The sequence below is a fragment of the Sphingobium cyanobacteriorum genome (assembly GCF_030580935.1).
In the GTDB taxonomy this organism is placed as follows: Bacteria; Pseudomonadota; Alphaproteobacteria; order Sphingomonadales; family Sphingomonadaceae; genus Sphingobium; species Sphingobium cyanobacteriorum.
Genome location: NZ_JAUQOM010000006.1, coordinates 148,845 through 163,111 on the forward strand (window position 1 = coordinate 148,845; position 14,267 = coordinate 163,111).

Genomic DNA, 14,267 nt, shown 5'->3' on the forward strand with positions numbered 1-14,267 from the left:
GGCATCAGAGCAGGTCGCGCGCCTTTTCCGGCGGGCGGGCGATGACGGCGCCCTTGTCGGTGATGACGATGGGCCGTTCGATCAGGATCGGATGCGCCGCCATCGCGTCCAGAACGGCGTCGTCATTGCCGGTGTCGAGGCCGATGTCCTTCACGACGCCCTCGCCCGTGCGCACCGCCTGCGACGGGCGGACGCCGGCCCTGGCCAGCACCGCCGCGATCTCCGCGCGGGCGGGCGGGGTCTTGAGATAGTCGAACACCGTCACCGCGACGCCCGGCGTTTCCTGGAGGATCGCCAGCGCCTGCCGCGACTTGGAACAGCGCGGATTATGCCAGATAGTGGCGTTCATGCCTGCCCCTCACGCGCCAACCATTCCTCCAGCCACTTGATCGTATAGTCGCCGTTCAGGAATTCGGGATCGTTCAGCAGCGCCTGGTGCAAGGGAATCGTGGTTTTCATCCCTTCGATCACATATTCGTCCAGCGCGCGTTTCAGCCGCATGATCGCGCCTTCGCGGGTGCGGCCATAGACGATCAGCTTGCCGATCATGGAGTCGTAATAGGGCGGCACCCTATAGCCCTGATACAGGCCGCTATCGACGCGGACATGCATCCCGCCCGGCACATGATAGCGGGTGACGGTGCCCGGCGAGGGCGCAAAGGTCTTGGGATCCTCGGCGTTGATGCGGCATTCGATCGCATGGCCGGAAAAGACCAGTTCGTCCTGCGTCACCGACAGCGGCCTGCCTTCGGCCACGCGGATCTGTTCGCGCACCAGGTCGACGCCGGTGATCATCTCCGTCACGGGATGTTCCACCTGAAGCCGGGTGTTCATTTCGATGAAGTAGAATTCGCCATTTTCCCACAGAAATTCGATCGTGCCGGCGCCGCGATAGCCCATGTCGGCCATCGCCCTGGCGCAGACGCCGCCGATCCGTTCGCGCTCGGCATGGCTGAGCACGGGGGAGGGGGCTTCCTCCAGCACCTTCTGGTGCCGGCGCTGGAGCGAGCAGTCGCGTTCGCCCAGATGGATGGCGTTGCCCTGGCCATCGCCGAACACCTGGATTTCGATATGGCGGGGATTGCCGAGATATTTTTCCAGATAGACGGTGGCGTCGCCGAAGGCCGCCTTCGCTTCCGACCCGGCCTGCTGCATCAGCGTTTCCAGATCGTCGGGCGAGGTGCAGACCTTCATGCCGCGACCGCCGCCACCCGATGCCGCCTTGATGATGACCGGATAACCGGCCTTTTCGGCGATCGCCTTGGCTTCGGCCAGGTCGCTGATCGCGCCGTCGGAACCGGGGACGAGCGGCAGGCCGAGCGCGCCGGCGGTGCGCTTGGCCTCGATCTTGTCGCCCATGGTGCGGATATGTTCGGGCTTGGGGCCGACGAAGGCGATGCCATGGGCCTCCACGATTTCGGCGAACTTGGCGTTTTCCGACAGGAAGCCATAGCCCGGATGGATCGCGTCCGCGCCGCTGATCTCCGCCGCGGAAATGATCGCGGCGATGTTGAGATAGCTGTCCCTGGCGGCGGGCGGCCCGATGCAGATCGCTTCGTCGGCCAGGCGCACATGCATGGCGTCGGCGTCGGCGGTGGAATGGACCGCCACCGTCCTGATGCCCATTTCATGGCAGGCGCGGTGGATGCGGAGCGCGATCTCGCCGCGATTGGCGATCAGCAGTTTTTCAATGGCCATGGGTGTCAGCGGCCTTATTCGATGACGATCAGCGGCTGGTCATATTCGACCGGCTGGCCGTTATCGACCAGCACCGCCTTGACCGTGCCGGCGACAGGCGCGGCAATCGCGTTCATGACCTTCATGGCTTCGACGATCAGGATGGTTTCGCCGGCACCGACCTGCGCACCAACGCGCGCAAAGGGCGCGGCGCCCGGTTCCGCCGACAGATAGGCGGTGCCCACGATCGGCGAGCGGACCAGCGTGCCGGCGGGCAGGGCGTTTTCGACGGTGGTAGCGGGCGCTGCAACGGCGGGCGCGGCGGCGACGGCTGCCGGAGCGGGCGCGGCGGCATAGACGGGCGCGGCGGCCCCGGCCTTGCGCGCGACGCGGATCTTGCGGTCGCCATCCTCCACTTCGATTTCGGTGAGGTTGGTGTCGTCGAGCAGTGCGGCGAGATCGCGCACCAACTGTACGTCCACCTGCATTGCGCCCTTTTCCTGCTTGTCGTTCATGTGATCTTCCCGGACGATGAAATGTCGTTTCTGGTGCCCGCGCCTATGCGTATTTACGCCAGAGCGCAACTTTTGTGCGGCGGGCGGGGCGGCCCTATAATTCCAGCGCGGCTTCCAGCGCCAGCATGTAGGACATCGGGCCAAAGCCGGCGATCGTGCCCTTCGCCGCCATGCCGACATAGCTTTTGTGGCGAAATTCCTCGCGCTTGTGCGGGTTGGACAGATGGATTTCGATGACCGGCACCGTAACGCTCTTGATCGCGTCGTGCAGCGCGATCGACGTGTGGGTCAGGCCGCCCGGATTGATCAGGATGGCATGGGCGCCCTCCCGATGCGCGTCCTGCACCCAGTCGATCAGATGGCCTTCATGGTTGGACTGGCGGAAATCCAGTTCCACATGGGCGCGCGTCGCGACATCCTCCATGCGATCGGCAATATCGTCCAGCGTGTCGAAACCATAGATTTCCGGCTCGCGCGTGCCCAGCATGTTGAGATTTGGCCCGTTCAGCACATAGATTTTGCGCGTATCCGCCACGGCGATCCCCCTTTGAGTGTTGCGGCAGGGGCGCGGCCGCCCCTATATGCGGCACAATCCTTAGCCCTTCGTGTCGCGCTTAGTCGAGACACCATTCTCCATGAGCCAGCGGGAAACCATAGTGAGCACAGACGGCACCATCTCCATCCACATCAATGGCGAGCATCGTCGCATCCGTGACGGGCTGAGCCTGGCCGACCTGGCGAGCGAGCTGGGCTTCGCGCCCGAAAAGGTGGCGGTGGAGCGCAATCTGGAGGTCGTGCCCCGTTCTACGCTGGCGCAGGTCAGGGTCGAGGATGGCGACGAACTGGAAATCGTGCATTTCGTTGGCGGTGGCGATGCGAGCGCGGTGCACGACGATAGCTGGACCGTGGCGGGCCGGACATTCCGGTCGCGCCTGATCGTGGGCACGGGGAAATATAAGAGTTTCGAACAGAATGCCGCCGCGCTGGCCGCGTCGGGGGCAGAGATCGTCACCGTCGCGGTGCGCCGCGTCAACGTGTCGGACCCCAATGCGCCGATGCTGACCGACTATATCGACCCGAAGAAAGTGACCTATCTGCCCAACACCGCCGGCTGTTTCACGGGCGAGGAGGCGATCCGCACCCTGCGGCTGGCGCGCGAGGCGGGGGGCTGGGATCTGGTCAAGCTGGAGGTGTTGGGCGAGGCGCGCACCCTCTATCCCGACATGGTCGAAACCCTGCGTGCGACCGAGATATTGGCCAAGGAAGGTTTCAAGCCGATGGTCTATTGCGTGGATGATCCGATCGCCGCCAAGCGGCTGGAAGATGTCGGCGCGGTCGCGATCATGCCGCTGGGCGCGCCGATCGGATCGGGGCTGGGCATCCAGAACCGGGTGACGATCCGCCTGATCGTGGAGGGCACCAAGCTGCCCGTGCTGGTCGATGCGGGCGTGGGCACCGCGTCCGAAGCGGCGCAGGCGATGGAACTGGGCTGTACCGGCGTGCTGATGAACACCGCCATCGCCGAAGCGAAAGACCCGGTGCTGATGGCCGCCGCGATGAAGGCGGGGGTCGAGGCCGGCCGCATGGCCTATCGCGCCGGTCGCATGGGCAAGCGCATGTATGCCGATCCGTCCAGCCCGCTGGCGGGGCTGATCTGATGCAGGCCGGATTGCGGGAGGCCGGGCTGCTGGCGCTGGGATCGATGGCGGCATTGGCCGCCTGTTCGGCCGAGCGGCCCGCCGCCGTCCCCGCGCCGCCCGCCAGCCCGCCGGCCGGGATGCAATATCTCTACGGCTCCGGCGAGGCGGCGGCGCTGTCGGCGCAGGCCTATCGGGCGCTGGTCGCCCATGCCGCCGAAAGGGTGAAGGCGCGCCCGGTCGACAGCGTGGTGCTGGCGGCAGGCGCGACGCTGGCCGTGCCGGTCTTTGTGCCCTGTGGCGACAAACCGTTCGCGGCGGTGTTCGATGTCGATGAAACGGTCCTTCTCAACACCGGCTTCGAATTTCATGACGCCCGCACTGGCAAAGGCTATGATGCTGCCGTCTGGGATGCCTGGGAAAAGACCGGCGAAGGCGCGGTCGGCCCGGTGCCCGGTGCGGACAGGGCGCTGGGCGCGTTACGCGCCATGGGCGTGACGGTGGTGTTCAACACCAACCGATCGGCCGCCAATGCCGACGCCACGGTGCGGGCGATCAGGGCCGCCGGACTGGGCGACGCCGTGCATGGGCAGACGCTGTTTCTGAGCGGGGATGATGCGACGGGATCGCGCAAGGATGGCCGGCGCGCGACGATCGCGGCACGCTATTGCGTCATCGCGCTGGGCGGCGATCAGCTTGGCGACTTTTCCGACCTGTTCAACGCCGGCCAGGCCGTGCCCGCGCGCCGCGCCGCAACGATGCAGCCGTCCGTCGCGTCCCTGTGGGGCGATGGCTGGTTCATGCTGCCCAATCCGGTTTACGGCAGCGGCCTCAAGGGGAGCTTCGATGATATATTCCCGACCGACAAGCGATGGACCCCGCCTGTTCAAGCGCAGCAGTGACGCCACCAGCACATACCGCCAGAATCCCGCACCCGAACCCACCATATCCGAACCCAGAAAGGCGATGGCATGAGCCTCGACGGCACCTATGACGACGCCAATATCTTTGCGTTGATCCTTCAGGGGAAAATCCCCGCGACCAAAATCTATGAGGATGAGAGCACTTTCTCCTTCCTCGATATCATGCCGCAGACGCGCGGCCATGCGCTCGTCATCTCCAAATGGTCGAAGGCGCGCAATCTGCTGGAGATGGAGGATGAGGCGCTGGCGCAAGTGATGGCGACCGTGAAGAAGGTCGCCACCGCCATCCGCAAGGCGATCCATCCCGACGGTATCCAGATCGCGCAGCTTAACGGCGCGCCGGCCGGGCAGACCATCTTTCATCTGCATGTCCATATCCTGCCGCGCTGGGAGGGGGATGCGAAGGGCTTTGCCGGCCATGGGCATGGGGTGCAGGCGGACAGGGCGCAGTTGGAAGCGCTGGCCAACGAGATTCGCGCGCAACTCTGATGCCGCTTTTCTTTGCCGCCGGCCTGTGGGACAGGCGTTAATATGGCTTTGCGTCCTTTCCAAGCGCCCGGCGCGCGGCTGGCCCTGCGATCCAAACGCGCCAGCCGGCAATTTCACGGCGCGCGGGGCGAGAGCGAGGTCATTCTCGACCTGTCGCGCTTGCTTTCCCGCTCCTTCCACCCATCGCCCACCGGGATCGACCGGGTCGAATATGTCTATGCCCGCGAACTGCTGGACCGGATGCCGGACCGGCTGGCCTTTGCCGCGGTGCATCCCGCCGGCGGCTATTATGGCCGGCTCAGCAGTGCGGCCGTGCGCCAGTTCCTGGCCTTCACGGCCGCGAAATGGCGCAATGCCGGCGCGACCGACGCGGGCGAGGGGAAGGCGGCGGTGATCCGTCACCTGTTCGCCACCCGTCCCCGGCCGGTGCCGCGCGCCACCGGGCCGCGCGTCTATCTGCAAGTGTCGCCGCATCATCTGGACGATCATGACCAGGTTCGTGCGATCCTGCGCGCCGAAGGCGCCAAGCTGGTGACGCTGGTGCATGATGTCATTCCCCTCAGCCATCCCGAATATGCCCGGCCGCAGGGCGCGGCGGAGCATCTGCGCCGGGTGCGGACGATCGACAGCTTCGCCAGCGGCATCATCGGCAACAGCCAGGCGACGATCGGGGCGCTGGCGCCGCATATGCGGCACGGACTGGAAGGTCGCGCGATCCGGGTGGCGCATTTCGGCGCCGATGCCCCCGACATTTTCGGCGCGAAGGGAGAGGTGCTGCCGCAGCGGCCCTATTTCGTCTATATTTCCACTATCGAACCGCGGAAGAATCATCTGCTGCTGCTCAATGTCTGGCGGCGTCTGGTGGAACGGCTGGGCGATGGCGCCCCGGTGCTGGTGCTGATCGGCCGGCGCGGCTGGGAAAATGAGAATGTCATCGACATGCTGGATCGCGCCGAGGCGTTGCGCGACCATGTGATCGAGGCGGGCGAAGTGTCAGACAACCGGATGCAGGCGCTGGTCGCCCATGCCCGCGCGATGTTGATGCCATCCTTTGCTGAAGGGTTCGGCATGCCCGTGGTCGAGGCTCTGGCGGCAGGCGTGCCGGTGATATGCAGCGACATCACCGCCCATCGGGAGGTGGGGGGCGACGCGCCGGACTATCTCGATCCGCTCGACGGACTGGGCTGGATGCGGGCGATCGAAGCCTATGGACGGGCGGATTCGCCGGAACGTGCGGCGCAGACGGCCCGGATCGCGGCCTGGCGCGCGCCGACCTGGCGCGACTATTTCGACATTGTTACCGACCTGATCGAGGAAGTAACAGCTTCTGTTCCTTGACCTTCCTTGTTCGTCCGCTCATGCATGGCCGGCGCAATGGAGGAATTTGGCAATGGTCCGCGCAGGGGCGCCGTCAACCGGGATGATCGGCATCGGATCGATGATATGGACGCGGGCCGCCTGATCATGGCGCTGCCGCCTTTTCTGCGTTCCCCGCCCTTTCCCGGCATCGCGCCAATGACGGCGGCGGTCAGCGTCCCGCTGTCGGGGGATGCGGCCGCCCGGCTGGTGGATGATGCCGTCATCGCCATGATCGCGCAGGCGCGGGTCGGTGGCGATTTTTGGGGCCAGCAGCCGCACGACGTGCGGGTTGTCGTGCGCGCGGGTGTGCCGGTCGATGGCAAGGCGCTGCAAGGCGTGATGCCGCAGGAGATCGGGATTGTACCGGGCGATGCCGTGGCGGCCCTTGCAGGGCGGTCGATACCGGCGGGCTGCGATCCCTGGGCCCTGGTGAAGGATGCGCGTGCCGTGCATGCCGGGGCGGATGACGAGCTGGCGCTGGTTGCCGGGCTGCTGGACGTGCCGGTGTTCGGGCATGATGGCGCGCGGATCGACCCCGCCCGGCTGCACAGTGCCCTGCGGCAACGTATCGGAGCCGCGGCCTATCGCGATCCCTTTACCGGGGCGCCGATCGATGCGGCGCAGGCGATCGCGCAATTGGCCGACTGGCGGCGGCATCTGGACGGGAATCGCGGGATCGTGGCGGCCAGTGGCATGGCCTTCTGGAAGCGGGAGGCGATGCGGCATTTCCTGTGGGACGGAACGCGCGCGCCCCCTTTCCTGTCCCCCGCGCCGGGATTGCGGCGGGCGCGGCAGGAGCGTGGCGCGCTGGCGATCTGGCCTTCGCGCGTGCCGGTGACGCTGCCGCAGGAGGCGGCGGAGCAGGGCGTGCCGGTCGCGCGGGTCGAGGACGGGTTCCTGCGATCGCGCGGGCTGGGCGCGGCGCTGCATCCGCCCGGTTCGGTCGTGGTCGACCGGAGCGGCATCTATTATAATGCGCGTGCCGCCAATGACCTGGAGATGTTGCTGGCGACGCATGATTTTCCGCCCGCCCTGGTGGAACGGGCCCGGCGGTTGCGGACTCGCATCTGCGCTACCGGCGTCACCAAATATGGGCCGGAGGCGGGCCGGATGATCGGCCTGCCCCAGGGGCGTCGCACGGTGCTGGCGGTGGGGCAGGTGGAGGATGATCTGTCAGTGCGGCTGGGCGGCACGGGGGTCGATGGCAATCTGGATTTCCTGGCGCGGGTGCGGCGGGCCGAACCCGATGCCTGGATCGTCTATCGCCCCCATCCCGACGTGCAGGCGGGGCACCGCAAGGGGCATCTGCCCGACGCGGCGGTGTTGGCCCATGCCGATGCGGTCGATACCGGCGCGCCGCTGATGGAACTGGTGCAGGCGGTGGACGAAGTGCATGTCCTCTCCTCCCTGACCGGATTCGAGGCGTTGATGCGCGGGCGATCCGTCACCGTCCATGGCATGCCCTTTTATGCGGGGTGGGGGCTGACGCGCGATCTGGCCAGATCGACTGGTCGACGCGGGCGTCAACTCAGCGTGGATCAGCTTGTGGCAGGGGCGCTCATTCTCTATCCTCGATATATTGATCCGGTGACGCAGTTGCCATGCGGCCCGGAAGTGATGGTGGATAGAATGGCCAGCGGATCGACGCCGCCGGTGACATGGTTGATCCGGTTGCGGATGCTACAGGGGAAGTTACGCCGATTTATGACCTTGTCTGCCGAGTTTCTGCATGGCTGACGCGCCTGCCAAGACATTTTTGTTCCTGCAGGGGCCGCATGGTCCCTATTTCGCGATGCTGGCCCAAGAGCTGCGGGCGCGGGGGCATCATGCCCTGCGCATCAACATCAATGGCGGCGACAAGGCCGACTGGCCCGATGACGCGACCGATTATCGCGGCACGTTCCGCAACTGGCCGCTCTTCTTCGACGATTTCATCGTCAATCATGGCGTCACCGACCTGATCCTCTATGGCGATTGCCGCCCCTATCACACGTCCGCCCATGGCATGGCGCGGTTGCGCGACGTGCGCGTCCATGTTTTCGAGGAAGGCTATATCCGCCCGGATTTCCTGACATTGCAGGATGAAGGGGTGAATGGCAATTCGCGCCTGCCGCTGGACCCGCAATGGTATATGGAGCAGGCGGCGGGCCTGCCCGAACAGCCGGACGACCTGCCGCAGGTGCCGTCCACCTTCAAGGCGCGTGCGCGCAACACCATGCGCAACGGCCTGGCATCGGCCCTGATGCGGGCCTATTTCCCCTTTTATCGCACCCATCGGCCCCATAGTTTCCTGATGGAATCGGCCGCCTGGGCGTGGAAGCTGGTGCGCAAGCATCGCGACCAGCGCCGCGCGCATGAGGAATGGAATCGGATTGGCGACCGGCCTTTCTTCGCGCTGCCGCTCCAGCTCAATTCCGACTATCAGATCCGCATCCATTCGCCCTTTGGCAACATGCGGGCAGCGTTGCGCTTTGTCATAAAAAGCTTCGCGCGCCATGCGCCGGCGCATGTGCTGCTGGTGGTCAAGCGGCATCCGCTCGATCCGGGTCTTGTCGGGTGGGAACATCTGACCCGGCGGCTGGCGACCCAATATGGGGTCGGCGACCGGGTTATTTACCTGTCCGACTGGGATATCGCGGAAGTCGTGAACAAATCGCTGGGCGTGGTGACGGTGAACAGCACGGTCGGGACACTGGCGCTCAATGGCGGCAAGTCGGTGGTGGTGCTGGGCCACGCCGTCTATAAAGTGCCGGGGATGGTCCACAGCGCCGGGCTGGACAGTTTCTGGTCCGCGCCGGCACCGGCGGACATGACGCTCTATTCCGCCTTTCGCCGCGTGCTGATCGACACATGCCTGATCAGAGGTGGCCTGTTGTCCGACGAAGGGCTGGACATGCTGGTCCACAACGCTGCGGATCGGTTGCTGAAACCCGATCGCGACAAGGTCGTCCGGGCGATTGCGCCGACCGGCCCGGTGCTGACGGCCTGCGACGATGCGGCCTGATCATGGCTCGGCCTGCCCGGTGGTTGCGGCGGTGACGTTGCAAATGCCCCTCTTTCCTCTAGAGGTTGCGGCATGATTCGGTTCGACAATGTCAGCAAGGTCTATGAAGGGCGCGGATTTCACAATCTGGTTCTGTTCGATCTGAACTTCACCATTCCCAAGGGGATCAGCCTGGGGATTTGCGGGGCAAACGGCGCGGGCAAATCGACGTTGATGCGCTTGATCGCGGGAGCGGAGGCGCCGACCAAAGGCAAGATTACCCGGACCATGTCGACATCATGGCCGATCGGCTATACCAGCGCCTTTCAATCGAGCCTCAGCGGTGCGGACAATGCGCGTTTCATTGCGCGCATCTATGGCAAGAATGTTGCCGAGCTTCAGGATTTCGTCGAGGAATTCGCGGAGCTTGGTCCCTATTTCCATCAGCCTCTCAACACCTATTCCGCTGGTATGATCGCGCGTCTGGCGTTCGGCATATCATTGGCCATCAAGTTTGAATGCTATCTGATCGACGAAATCACCGCAGCCGGTGACGAGCGCTTTCGCGAGCGCACGGAAAGGGCGCTGGCAGAGCGTCGGGCGGAGGCAACCCTGTTGATGGTGTCCCATGTTCCCGAAACGCTGCGCGCTTATTGCTCGCACGGGGCCGTATTGTTCAATGGCCAACTCAGCTTCTACGATACTATCGACGAGGCAATCGAGATTCATCTGTATAACCAGCATGCCCAGCGGACCGACAGGAGTTGAAGCGGATCGGTATTTCGCTGCCTTGCCGTTTCGATTCCGCGAGGTAATGGGGTGGCCAATGGTCTGGGCGAGATTTGGTTACGATAGACATATTATTGTGGATGAAAAGGCAGCTATCCGATTGGCGCGGCAACGATCCTGATGGCATGATCGAGCCGCACGCGGCGCTCACCATTTCCTAGTGGTCCATGATCCGAAGCGTTGGCCAGTCCGTCGACCAAACACCTGACGCCACGCGCGCTATTAAATCGAAAACCATATTGGCCGGTTCGCCCGCATCCTGTCGAACATCTGTGCGGTGGATATTAGAGCGCGCTGAGTTTGACCGGATGCAGGTCGCGCGCTATCGAGTCCGATGACATCGGATTGCTCGCAAGGAGGGAGTGGGTCAATCTGACGTCATCCCGCTTTAGTTCTTTGTTTTCGCATCGTTTTGAGCGGGGAACCGATTCCCATTTTTCTGCACGCTTCTCTAAATTATACGATGCTCAACGTTATTGCGACGCTGATCAGTATCGCAATGATGAAGAGCGGGGCAAAGGCCAGTGCAATCAGGAGTGAGCGCGATGTTCTGGGCGATTGCCCGTTATGCATCTCAAGCTCAGCCCGCGCACGCGCCAAGGCGGCCTCGCGCAGCCGCTTTTCATTTTCGTAGCGCTTTAATGTTTCTTTAAGCATTGCCCGTTCGCCTTGATAAAAAGGCAAAAAATCGGGCTGCTTGGCAATAGCCGTCTCGAAGGATTGGCAGGCTTCGTCAATCTGTCCATTAAGATGCTGCAAATGCGCCCGATAGGCTATAAGATGCGGATTGTGGTGGAGTTTGGGCCATGCCAAATCTAGCATATCCAATGCTTTCTTCACCTTGGCGCAGCGAAGCAGGACACGGCTGTAACTTAGTTGAATGTCAGCGCGATCGCTGATTTCGCAGGCATGAGCCAACAGGCGTTCCGCTGTCGCCAGCTTGCCCTTGTCGAGGCAGGAATGGGCGAGGGAATAGAAATAGCTAGGCGAGTTTCTGCGATGCTTGTGCGCCTCTACCCCTAAGTCGGGTATCTGACCTACAGCCAGGCTATCGAAGACTCCGGCCAGCAGCTCCATTTCCTGTAGGGCCAAGATGGACGGATGGCCTGAATGCGGCACTGCAATCGCGAGCACGCGATTGCATGCCGCTGTCATCATTTCGGCATGCTGCTTGTCGAGCGTATGGGGATCGAACAGGACATAATAGGTTGTCCCGCCATGCACGATCATATCGTCCAGACGCTCATGCGTGAAATGAATTCGGGCGGCATCACCGGCCCAGCGCGATTCAAAAGAAACGATCGACGGATCGATCGAAAATTGGGGTGACAATGCAATGCAGGTGCGCGCGCCGACCGTCTGGGCAAAATACATGGCGGCATAGCCCCCCATGCTCGACCCATAGGTGATGATTTCATCATAAGCAGGCAACTGGCCCATGACAGATTTCAGCACATCGGCTGACACATCCTGGAACCAGTTGTTGATGTTGCATTTGAGCGTCAGCACATCATAGCCACGCTCAATCAGAAAATCCTCGGCAAATCCCGGTTGTGAAAGATCAAGATCACCATAAGAGGAAAAGGTGATTCCAAGTTTCGTCGAAGGCGTTGCGCGCGTCAGATATTCGATGCTGGTATGGCCGTTGCCATAGAGGCCATAGCGGACTGGATCACCGTCAGGTGCTGGGGGCGGCGTGGGAATTGTCGTCTCCATCCCCGCCTTGCCCATTTTGCGCGGTTTCGTCGCCATTATGCCGCTTTCGCCTTGTTCCGCTCAGTGTCGGCCGCGCGCAGCGCGGCGACATCATGCTGGAACTGGATGCCGGTGATGGCGGGATGTTGCCAGATCGTCTTGCCCGGTTCGGCGACGACCCGTTCGCCCTTGACCGGGAAGGCGTCCATCAGGGCCTGCTCGTCGATGGTGACGGGCTTCCAGCGCAGGTCGATTTCCTTCATCACGTCGTCCCAGTCGCTTTCCTGGTCGCGCGGCTGGGCGTAGAGCGGCAGGCGGGTGCGGCCGATGCCGGTGTAAAGGTCGCGCAGGCGCAGGTCGAGCCAGTCCGCGTTCAGCGGCTCCACGCGGAAACCATGGCCCGGCTCTGTGCCGCGCGGCGCGAAATAAAGGCAGGGGATGCCATAGCTTTCGGCTACGACCATGCCGTGCAGGCTGGTCGATACGATCCGCTTGCAGGACAGGATTTCATCCGTCTTGTCCTTCAGCCCTTCGGCATCGATGCGGGTCAGGGTGTTGATGATGCGGATTGAGGAACGCAGCGATTCGGGCACGCGGGCGCGGATCACGCTTTCGGCCGCGCCCGCGTCGAGCGCACGACCGTCCAGTTCGGACAAATGCAGGATGACGCCCAGTTCATGGGTTTTCTTCACTTCGGGCTTGTAGAAGCGCGGCAGCAGCCAGACCGGGTCGCCATAGGGCGTGTCGGGACCACCGCCCAGCAGCCGCTTCGACATGCGGCCGCGGGTTGCAGTCACATGCACCTTCGTGCCGGCGGAAAATTGGAAAGGCACGCGATCGGCCACCGGGGCGCTCGGATTCTTCCATTGCGAACTGCCGGTGCCCCAGAAGAAGATGGTGCCATTGTCGAAACCATGCCCGATCGTGCCGACCGCGCCCAGTCGCACCGATTGCGACTTGGTGGGCACGCGGCGGATGGGCAGGCCCGACATCAGCGCAACCATGACGGGGCTAAGGGCGTCCCCCCAGTTGAGATAATCCATATCGGTCGTGGCGCCCGCCCAGGACAAGGGAATCGCACCTTCCTGATCGACCACCTGTTGCAGTTCGTTCAACGTCTTGTCTCCATTGCCTTGCCTGCGCATGCCCCGTCTTTTGGCGAATTCTGCACATCTTTGCGGGTGAGTGCCCGAAGGGCACCGGCCATGCCGTCACCCCAGCCATAAGCGAGAAAAATAGGCAAAGCTAGAGCACTTGCCGGGCGGATCGTTCGGATCGGCGGAACCGGCGCGGTGAAACATCTTGCCGCCCGGCCGATGTCCGCGCATCAGCAGGGGATGGACGGTTTTACGCCACAGCATCACTGGACCATGATCGGTCAGGGCGCCAGCGCGGACGTGTGGGCGGTGGATGAAAGCCATGTGGTCAAACTGTTCCGGGCCGATGTCAATGACGTGCCGATCGCGCTGGAATATGCTGCGGGCCTTTGGGCCGAGGCGCAGGGCATTCCCGTTGCGCGCCCCATCAGACGGATCACAGTGAAGGGAGAGCCTGGAGAGGGGAAGCCGGGAGAGGGCGGAGCTGGGGCGGAACGGTCGGGCATCCTGTTCGCCCATGTGGACGGGCCGGATATGTTGTCGGCCATCCTCCACCGGCCCTTTCGCATGTGGCCGCTGATCCGGCGACTGGCGCGGCTGCACGCGCGGATTCACCGTGCGGCCGGCAGCGGCGACTTGCCACGCCAGGTCGACGTGCTGCGCCATCGCATCCTGCGCTCCAGGGCGGGGGAGGCAGAGATTTCGGCTGCTCTGGCCCTGCTTGACCGACTGCCGCAGGACAGCCGGCTTGTCCATGGCGACCTGCACCCGGCCAATTTGCTGCTGTCGTCGCGGGGCGCCATCGCCATCGACTGGGCGCAGGCGGCGTCGGGCGTGCCCGCCGCCGACGCCGCGCGCACCGAATTGCTGCTGCGTTTCGGCGGTGCGGGCGTCGGGCGCGTGCCGCCACTGGCCGGCGCCATTACGGCGCACTGGTATCGCCATTGCTACGCCCGTTTTTCCGGCCTGCGTCGATCCGAACTGGACATTTGGCGGCTTCCGGTCGCCGTGGCCTGGCAGAGGGGGCAGTTGGGCGCGGCGGAAGCGCGGCTGACCCGGTGGATCAGCGGATTGATGGCACAGGCATCCATCTGAGCCGCCTG

At 63.8% G+C, this 14,267-nt stretch carries 14 protein-coding genes; 8 read left to right on the forward strand and 6 right to left on the reverse strand.

Annotated elements, in window-relative coordinates; translation table 11 throughout:
• Positions 1-4: 4 nt before the first annotated feature.
• The 4 genes from arsC to aroQ form a co-directional block, all read right to left on the reverse strand.
• Positions 5-349: an arsenate reductase (glutaredoxin) gene (gene arsC / locus Q4610_RS13210; protein ID WP_304536423.1), complete on the reverse strand. Its 345-nt coding sequence runs from the start codon at positions 347-349 to the stop codon at positions 5-7.
• Positions 346-1,698: an acetyl-CoA carboxylase biotin carboxylase subunit gene (accC, locus tag Q4610_RS13215; protein WP_304536424.1), complete on the reverse strand. Its 1,353-nt coding sequence runs from the start codon at positions 1,696-1,698 to the stop codon at positions 346-348. The genes arsC and accC overlap by 4 nt, the downstream gene beginning before the upstream one ends.
• Positions 1,699-1,712: 14 nt before the next feature.
• Positions 1,713-2,192 carry an acetyl-CoA carboxylase biotin carboxyl carrier protein gene (gene accB / locus Q4610_RS13220; protein ID WP_304536425.1) on the reverse strand — a complete coding sequence of 160 codons (480 nt, stop codon included), beginning with the start codon at positions 2,190-2,192 and terminating at the stop codon, positions 1,713-1,715.
• Between the two features lie 94 nt (positions 2,193-2,286).
• Entirely contained in the window at positions 2,287-2,727 is a 441-nt protein-coding gene (gene aroQ, locus Q4610_RS13225) for a type II 3-dehydroquinate dehydratase (RefSeq protein WP_304536426.1), read from the reverse strand.
• Between the two features lie 121 nt (positions 2,728-2,848).
• On the opposite strand from aroQ, the gene thiS reads away from it, so the two are divergent.
• The 7 genes from thiS to Q4610_RS13260 all read left to right on the forward strand — a co-directional run bounded on the left by thiS (position 2,849) and on the right by Q4610_RS13260 (position 10,351).
• On the forward strand, positions 2,849-3,850 hold the full coding sequence (gene thiS, locus Q4610_RS13230; RefSeq protein ID WP_304536427.1) for a sulfur carrier protein ThiS: 1,002 nt from the start codon (positions 2,849-2,851) through the stop codon (positions 3,848-3,850).
• On the forward strand, positions 3,850-4,731 hold the full coding sequence (locus Q4610_RS13235; RefSeq protein WP_425262564.1) for a 5'-nucleotidase, lipoprotein e(P4) family: 882 nt from the start codon (positions 3,850-3,852) through the stop codon (positions 4,729-4,731). The genes thiS and Q4610_RS13235 overlap by 1 nt, the downstream gene beginning before the upstream one ends.
• Before the next feature lie 69 nt (positions 4,732-4,800).
• Positions 4,801-5,241 carry an HIT family protein gene (locus Q4610_RS13240; protein ID WP_304536428.1) on the forward strand — a complete coding sequence of 147 codons (441 nt, stop codon included), beginning with the start codon at positions 4,801-4,803 and terminating at the stop codon, positions 5,239-5,241.
• Positions 5,242-5,283: 42 nt separating this feature from the next.
• Positions 5,284-6,579, forward strand: a complete 1,296-nt coding sequence (locus Q4610_RS13245; protein WP_304536429.1) for a glycosyltransferase family 4 protein — start codon at positions 5,284-5,286, stop codon at positions 6,577-6,579.
• A 126-nt stretch (positions 6,580-6,705) separates the two neighbouring features.
• A complete protein-coding gene (locus tag Q4610_RS13250) occupies positions 6,706-8,337 on the forward strand; it encodes a capsular polysaccharide export protein, LipB/KpsS family (RefSeq protein ID WP_304536516.1) in 1,632 nt (543 codons plus the stop codon).
• Entirely contained in the window at positions 8,330-9,604 is a 1,275-nt protein-coding gene (locus Q4610_RS13255; protein WP_304536430.1) for a capsule biosynthesis protein, read from the forward strand. Before Q4610_RS13250 ends, Q4610_RS13255 begins: the two co-directional genes overlap by 8 nt.
• Positions 9,605-9,676: 72 nt before the next feature.
• Positions 9,677-10,351 (forward strand): ABC transporter ATP-binding protein, encoded by a 675-nt coding sequence (locus tag Q4610_RS13260; RefSeq protein ID WP_304536431.1) that lies wholly within the window; start codon positions 9,677-9,679, stop codon positions 10,349-10,351.
• 477 nt (positions 10,352-10,828) lie between these two features.
• Here the strand turns inward: Q4610_RS13260 and Q4610_RS13265 are convergent, their stop codons facing one another.
• Positions 10,829-12,124, reverse strand: coding sequence for a tetratricopeptide repeat protein (locus tag Q4610_RS13265; RefSeq protein WP_304536432.1), 1,296 nt, complete (start codon positions 12,122-12,124; stop codon positions 10,829-10,831).
• Entirely contained in the window at positions 12,124-13,212 is a 1,089-nt protein-coding gene (locus tag Q4610_RS13270; protein ID WP_304536433.1) for a polysaccharide pyruvyl transferase family protein, read from the reverse strand. The genes Q4610_RS13265 and Q4610_RS13270 overlap by 1 nt, the downstream gene beginning before the upstream one ends.
• Positions 13,213-13,359: 147 nt before the next feature.
• Here Q4610_RS13270 and Q4610_RS13275 point away from each other — a divergent pair, with 147 nt between their 5' ends.
• The gene (locus tag Q4610_RS13275) at positions 13,360-14,259 is read left to right on the forward strand and encodes a phosphotransferase family protein (protein WP_304536434.1); all 900 of its coding nucleotides are present in this window, start codon (positions 13,360-13,362) and stop codon (positions 14,257-14,259) included.
• Positions 14,260-14,267 lie beyond the last annotated feature (8 nt).

What these genes read in the sequence shown, in the direction of transcription:
- Q4610_RS13250 (WP_304536516.1), top strand. Translation starts at nt 6,706, where the DNA reads ATGGCGCTGCCGCCTTTTCTGCGTTCCCCGCCCTTTCCCGGCATCGCG.
- Q4610_RS13270 (WP_304536433.1), bottom strand. Translation starts at nt 13,212, where the DNA reads ATGCGCAGGCAAGGCAATGGAGACAAGACGTTGAACGAACTGCAACAG.
- Q4610_RS13245 (WP_304536429.1), top strand. Translation starts at nt 5,284, where the DNA reads ATGGCTTTGCGTCCTTTCCAAGCGCCCGGCGCGCGGCTGGCCCTGCGA.
- accB (WP_304536425.1), bottom strand. Translation starts at nt 2,192, where the DNA reads ATGAACGACAAGCAGGAAAAGGGCGCAATGCAGGTGGACGTACAGTTG.
- arsC (WP_304536423.1), bottom strand. Translation starts at nt 349, where the DNA reads ATGAACGCCACTATCTGGCATAATCCGCGCTGTTCCAAGTCGCGGCAG.
- Q4610_RS13260 (WP_304536431.1), top strand. Translation starts at nt 9,677, where the DNA reads ATGATTCGGTTCGACAATGTCAGCAAGGTCTATGAAGGGCGCGGATTT.
- accC (WP_304536424.1), bottom strand. Translation starts at nt 1,698, where the DNA reads ATGGCCATTGAAAAACTGCTGATCGCCAATCGCGGCGAGATCGCGCTC.
- Q4610_RS13235 (WP_425262564.1), top strand. Translation starts at nt 3,850, where the DNA reads ATGCAGGCCGGATTGCGGGAGGCCGGGCTGCTGGCGCTGGGATCGATG.
- Q4610_RS13240 (WP_304536428.1), top strand. Translation starts at nt 4,801, where the DNA reads ATGAGCCTCGACGGCACCTATGACGACGCCAATATCTTTGCGTTGATC.
- Q4610_RS13255 (WP_304536430.1), top strand. Translation starts at nt 8,330, where the DNA reads ATGGCTGACGCGCCTGCCAAGACATTTTTGTTCCTGCAGGGGCCGCAT.
- Q4610_RS13265 (WP_304536432.1), bottom strand. Translation starts at nt 12,124, where the DNA reads ATGGCGACGAAACCGCGCAAAATGGGCAAGGCGGGGATGGAGACGACA.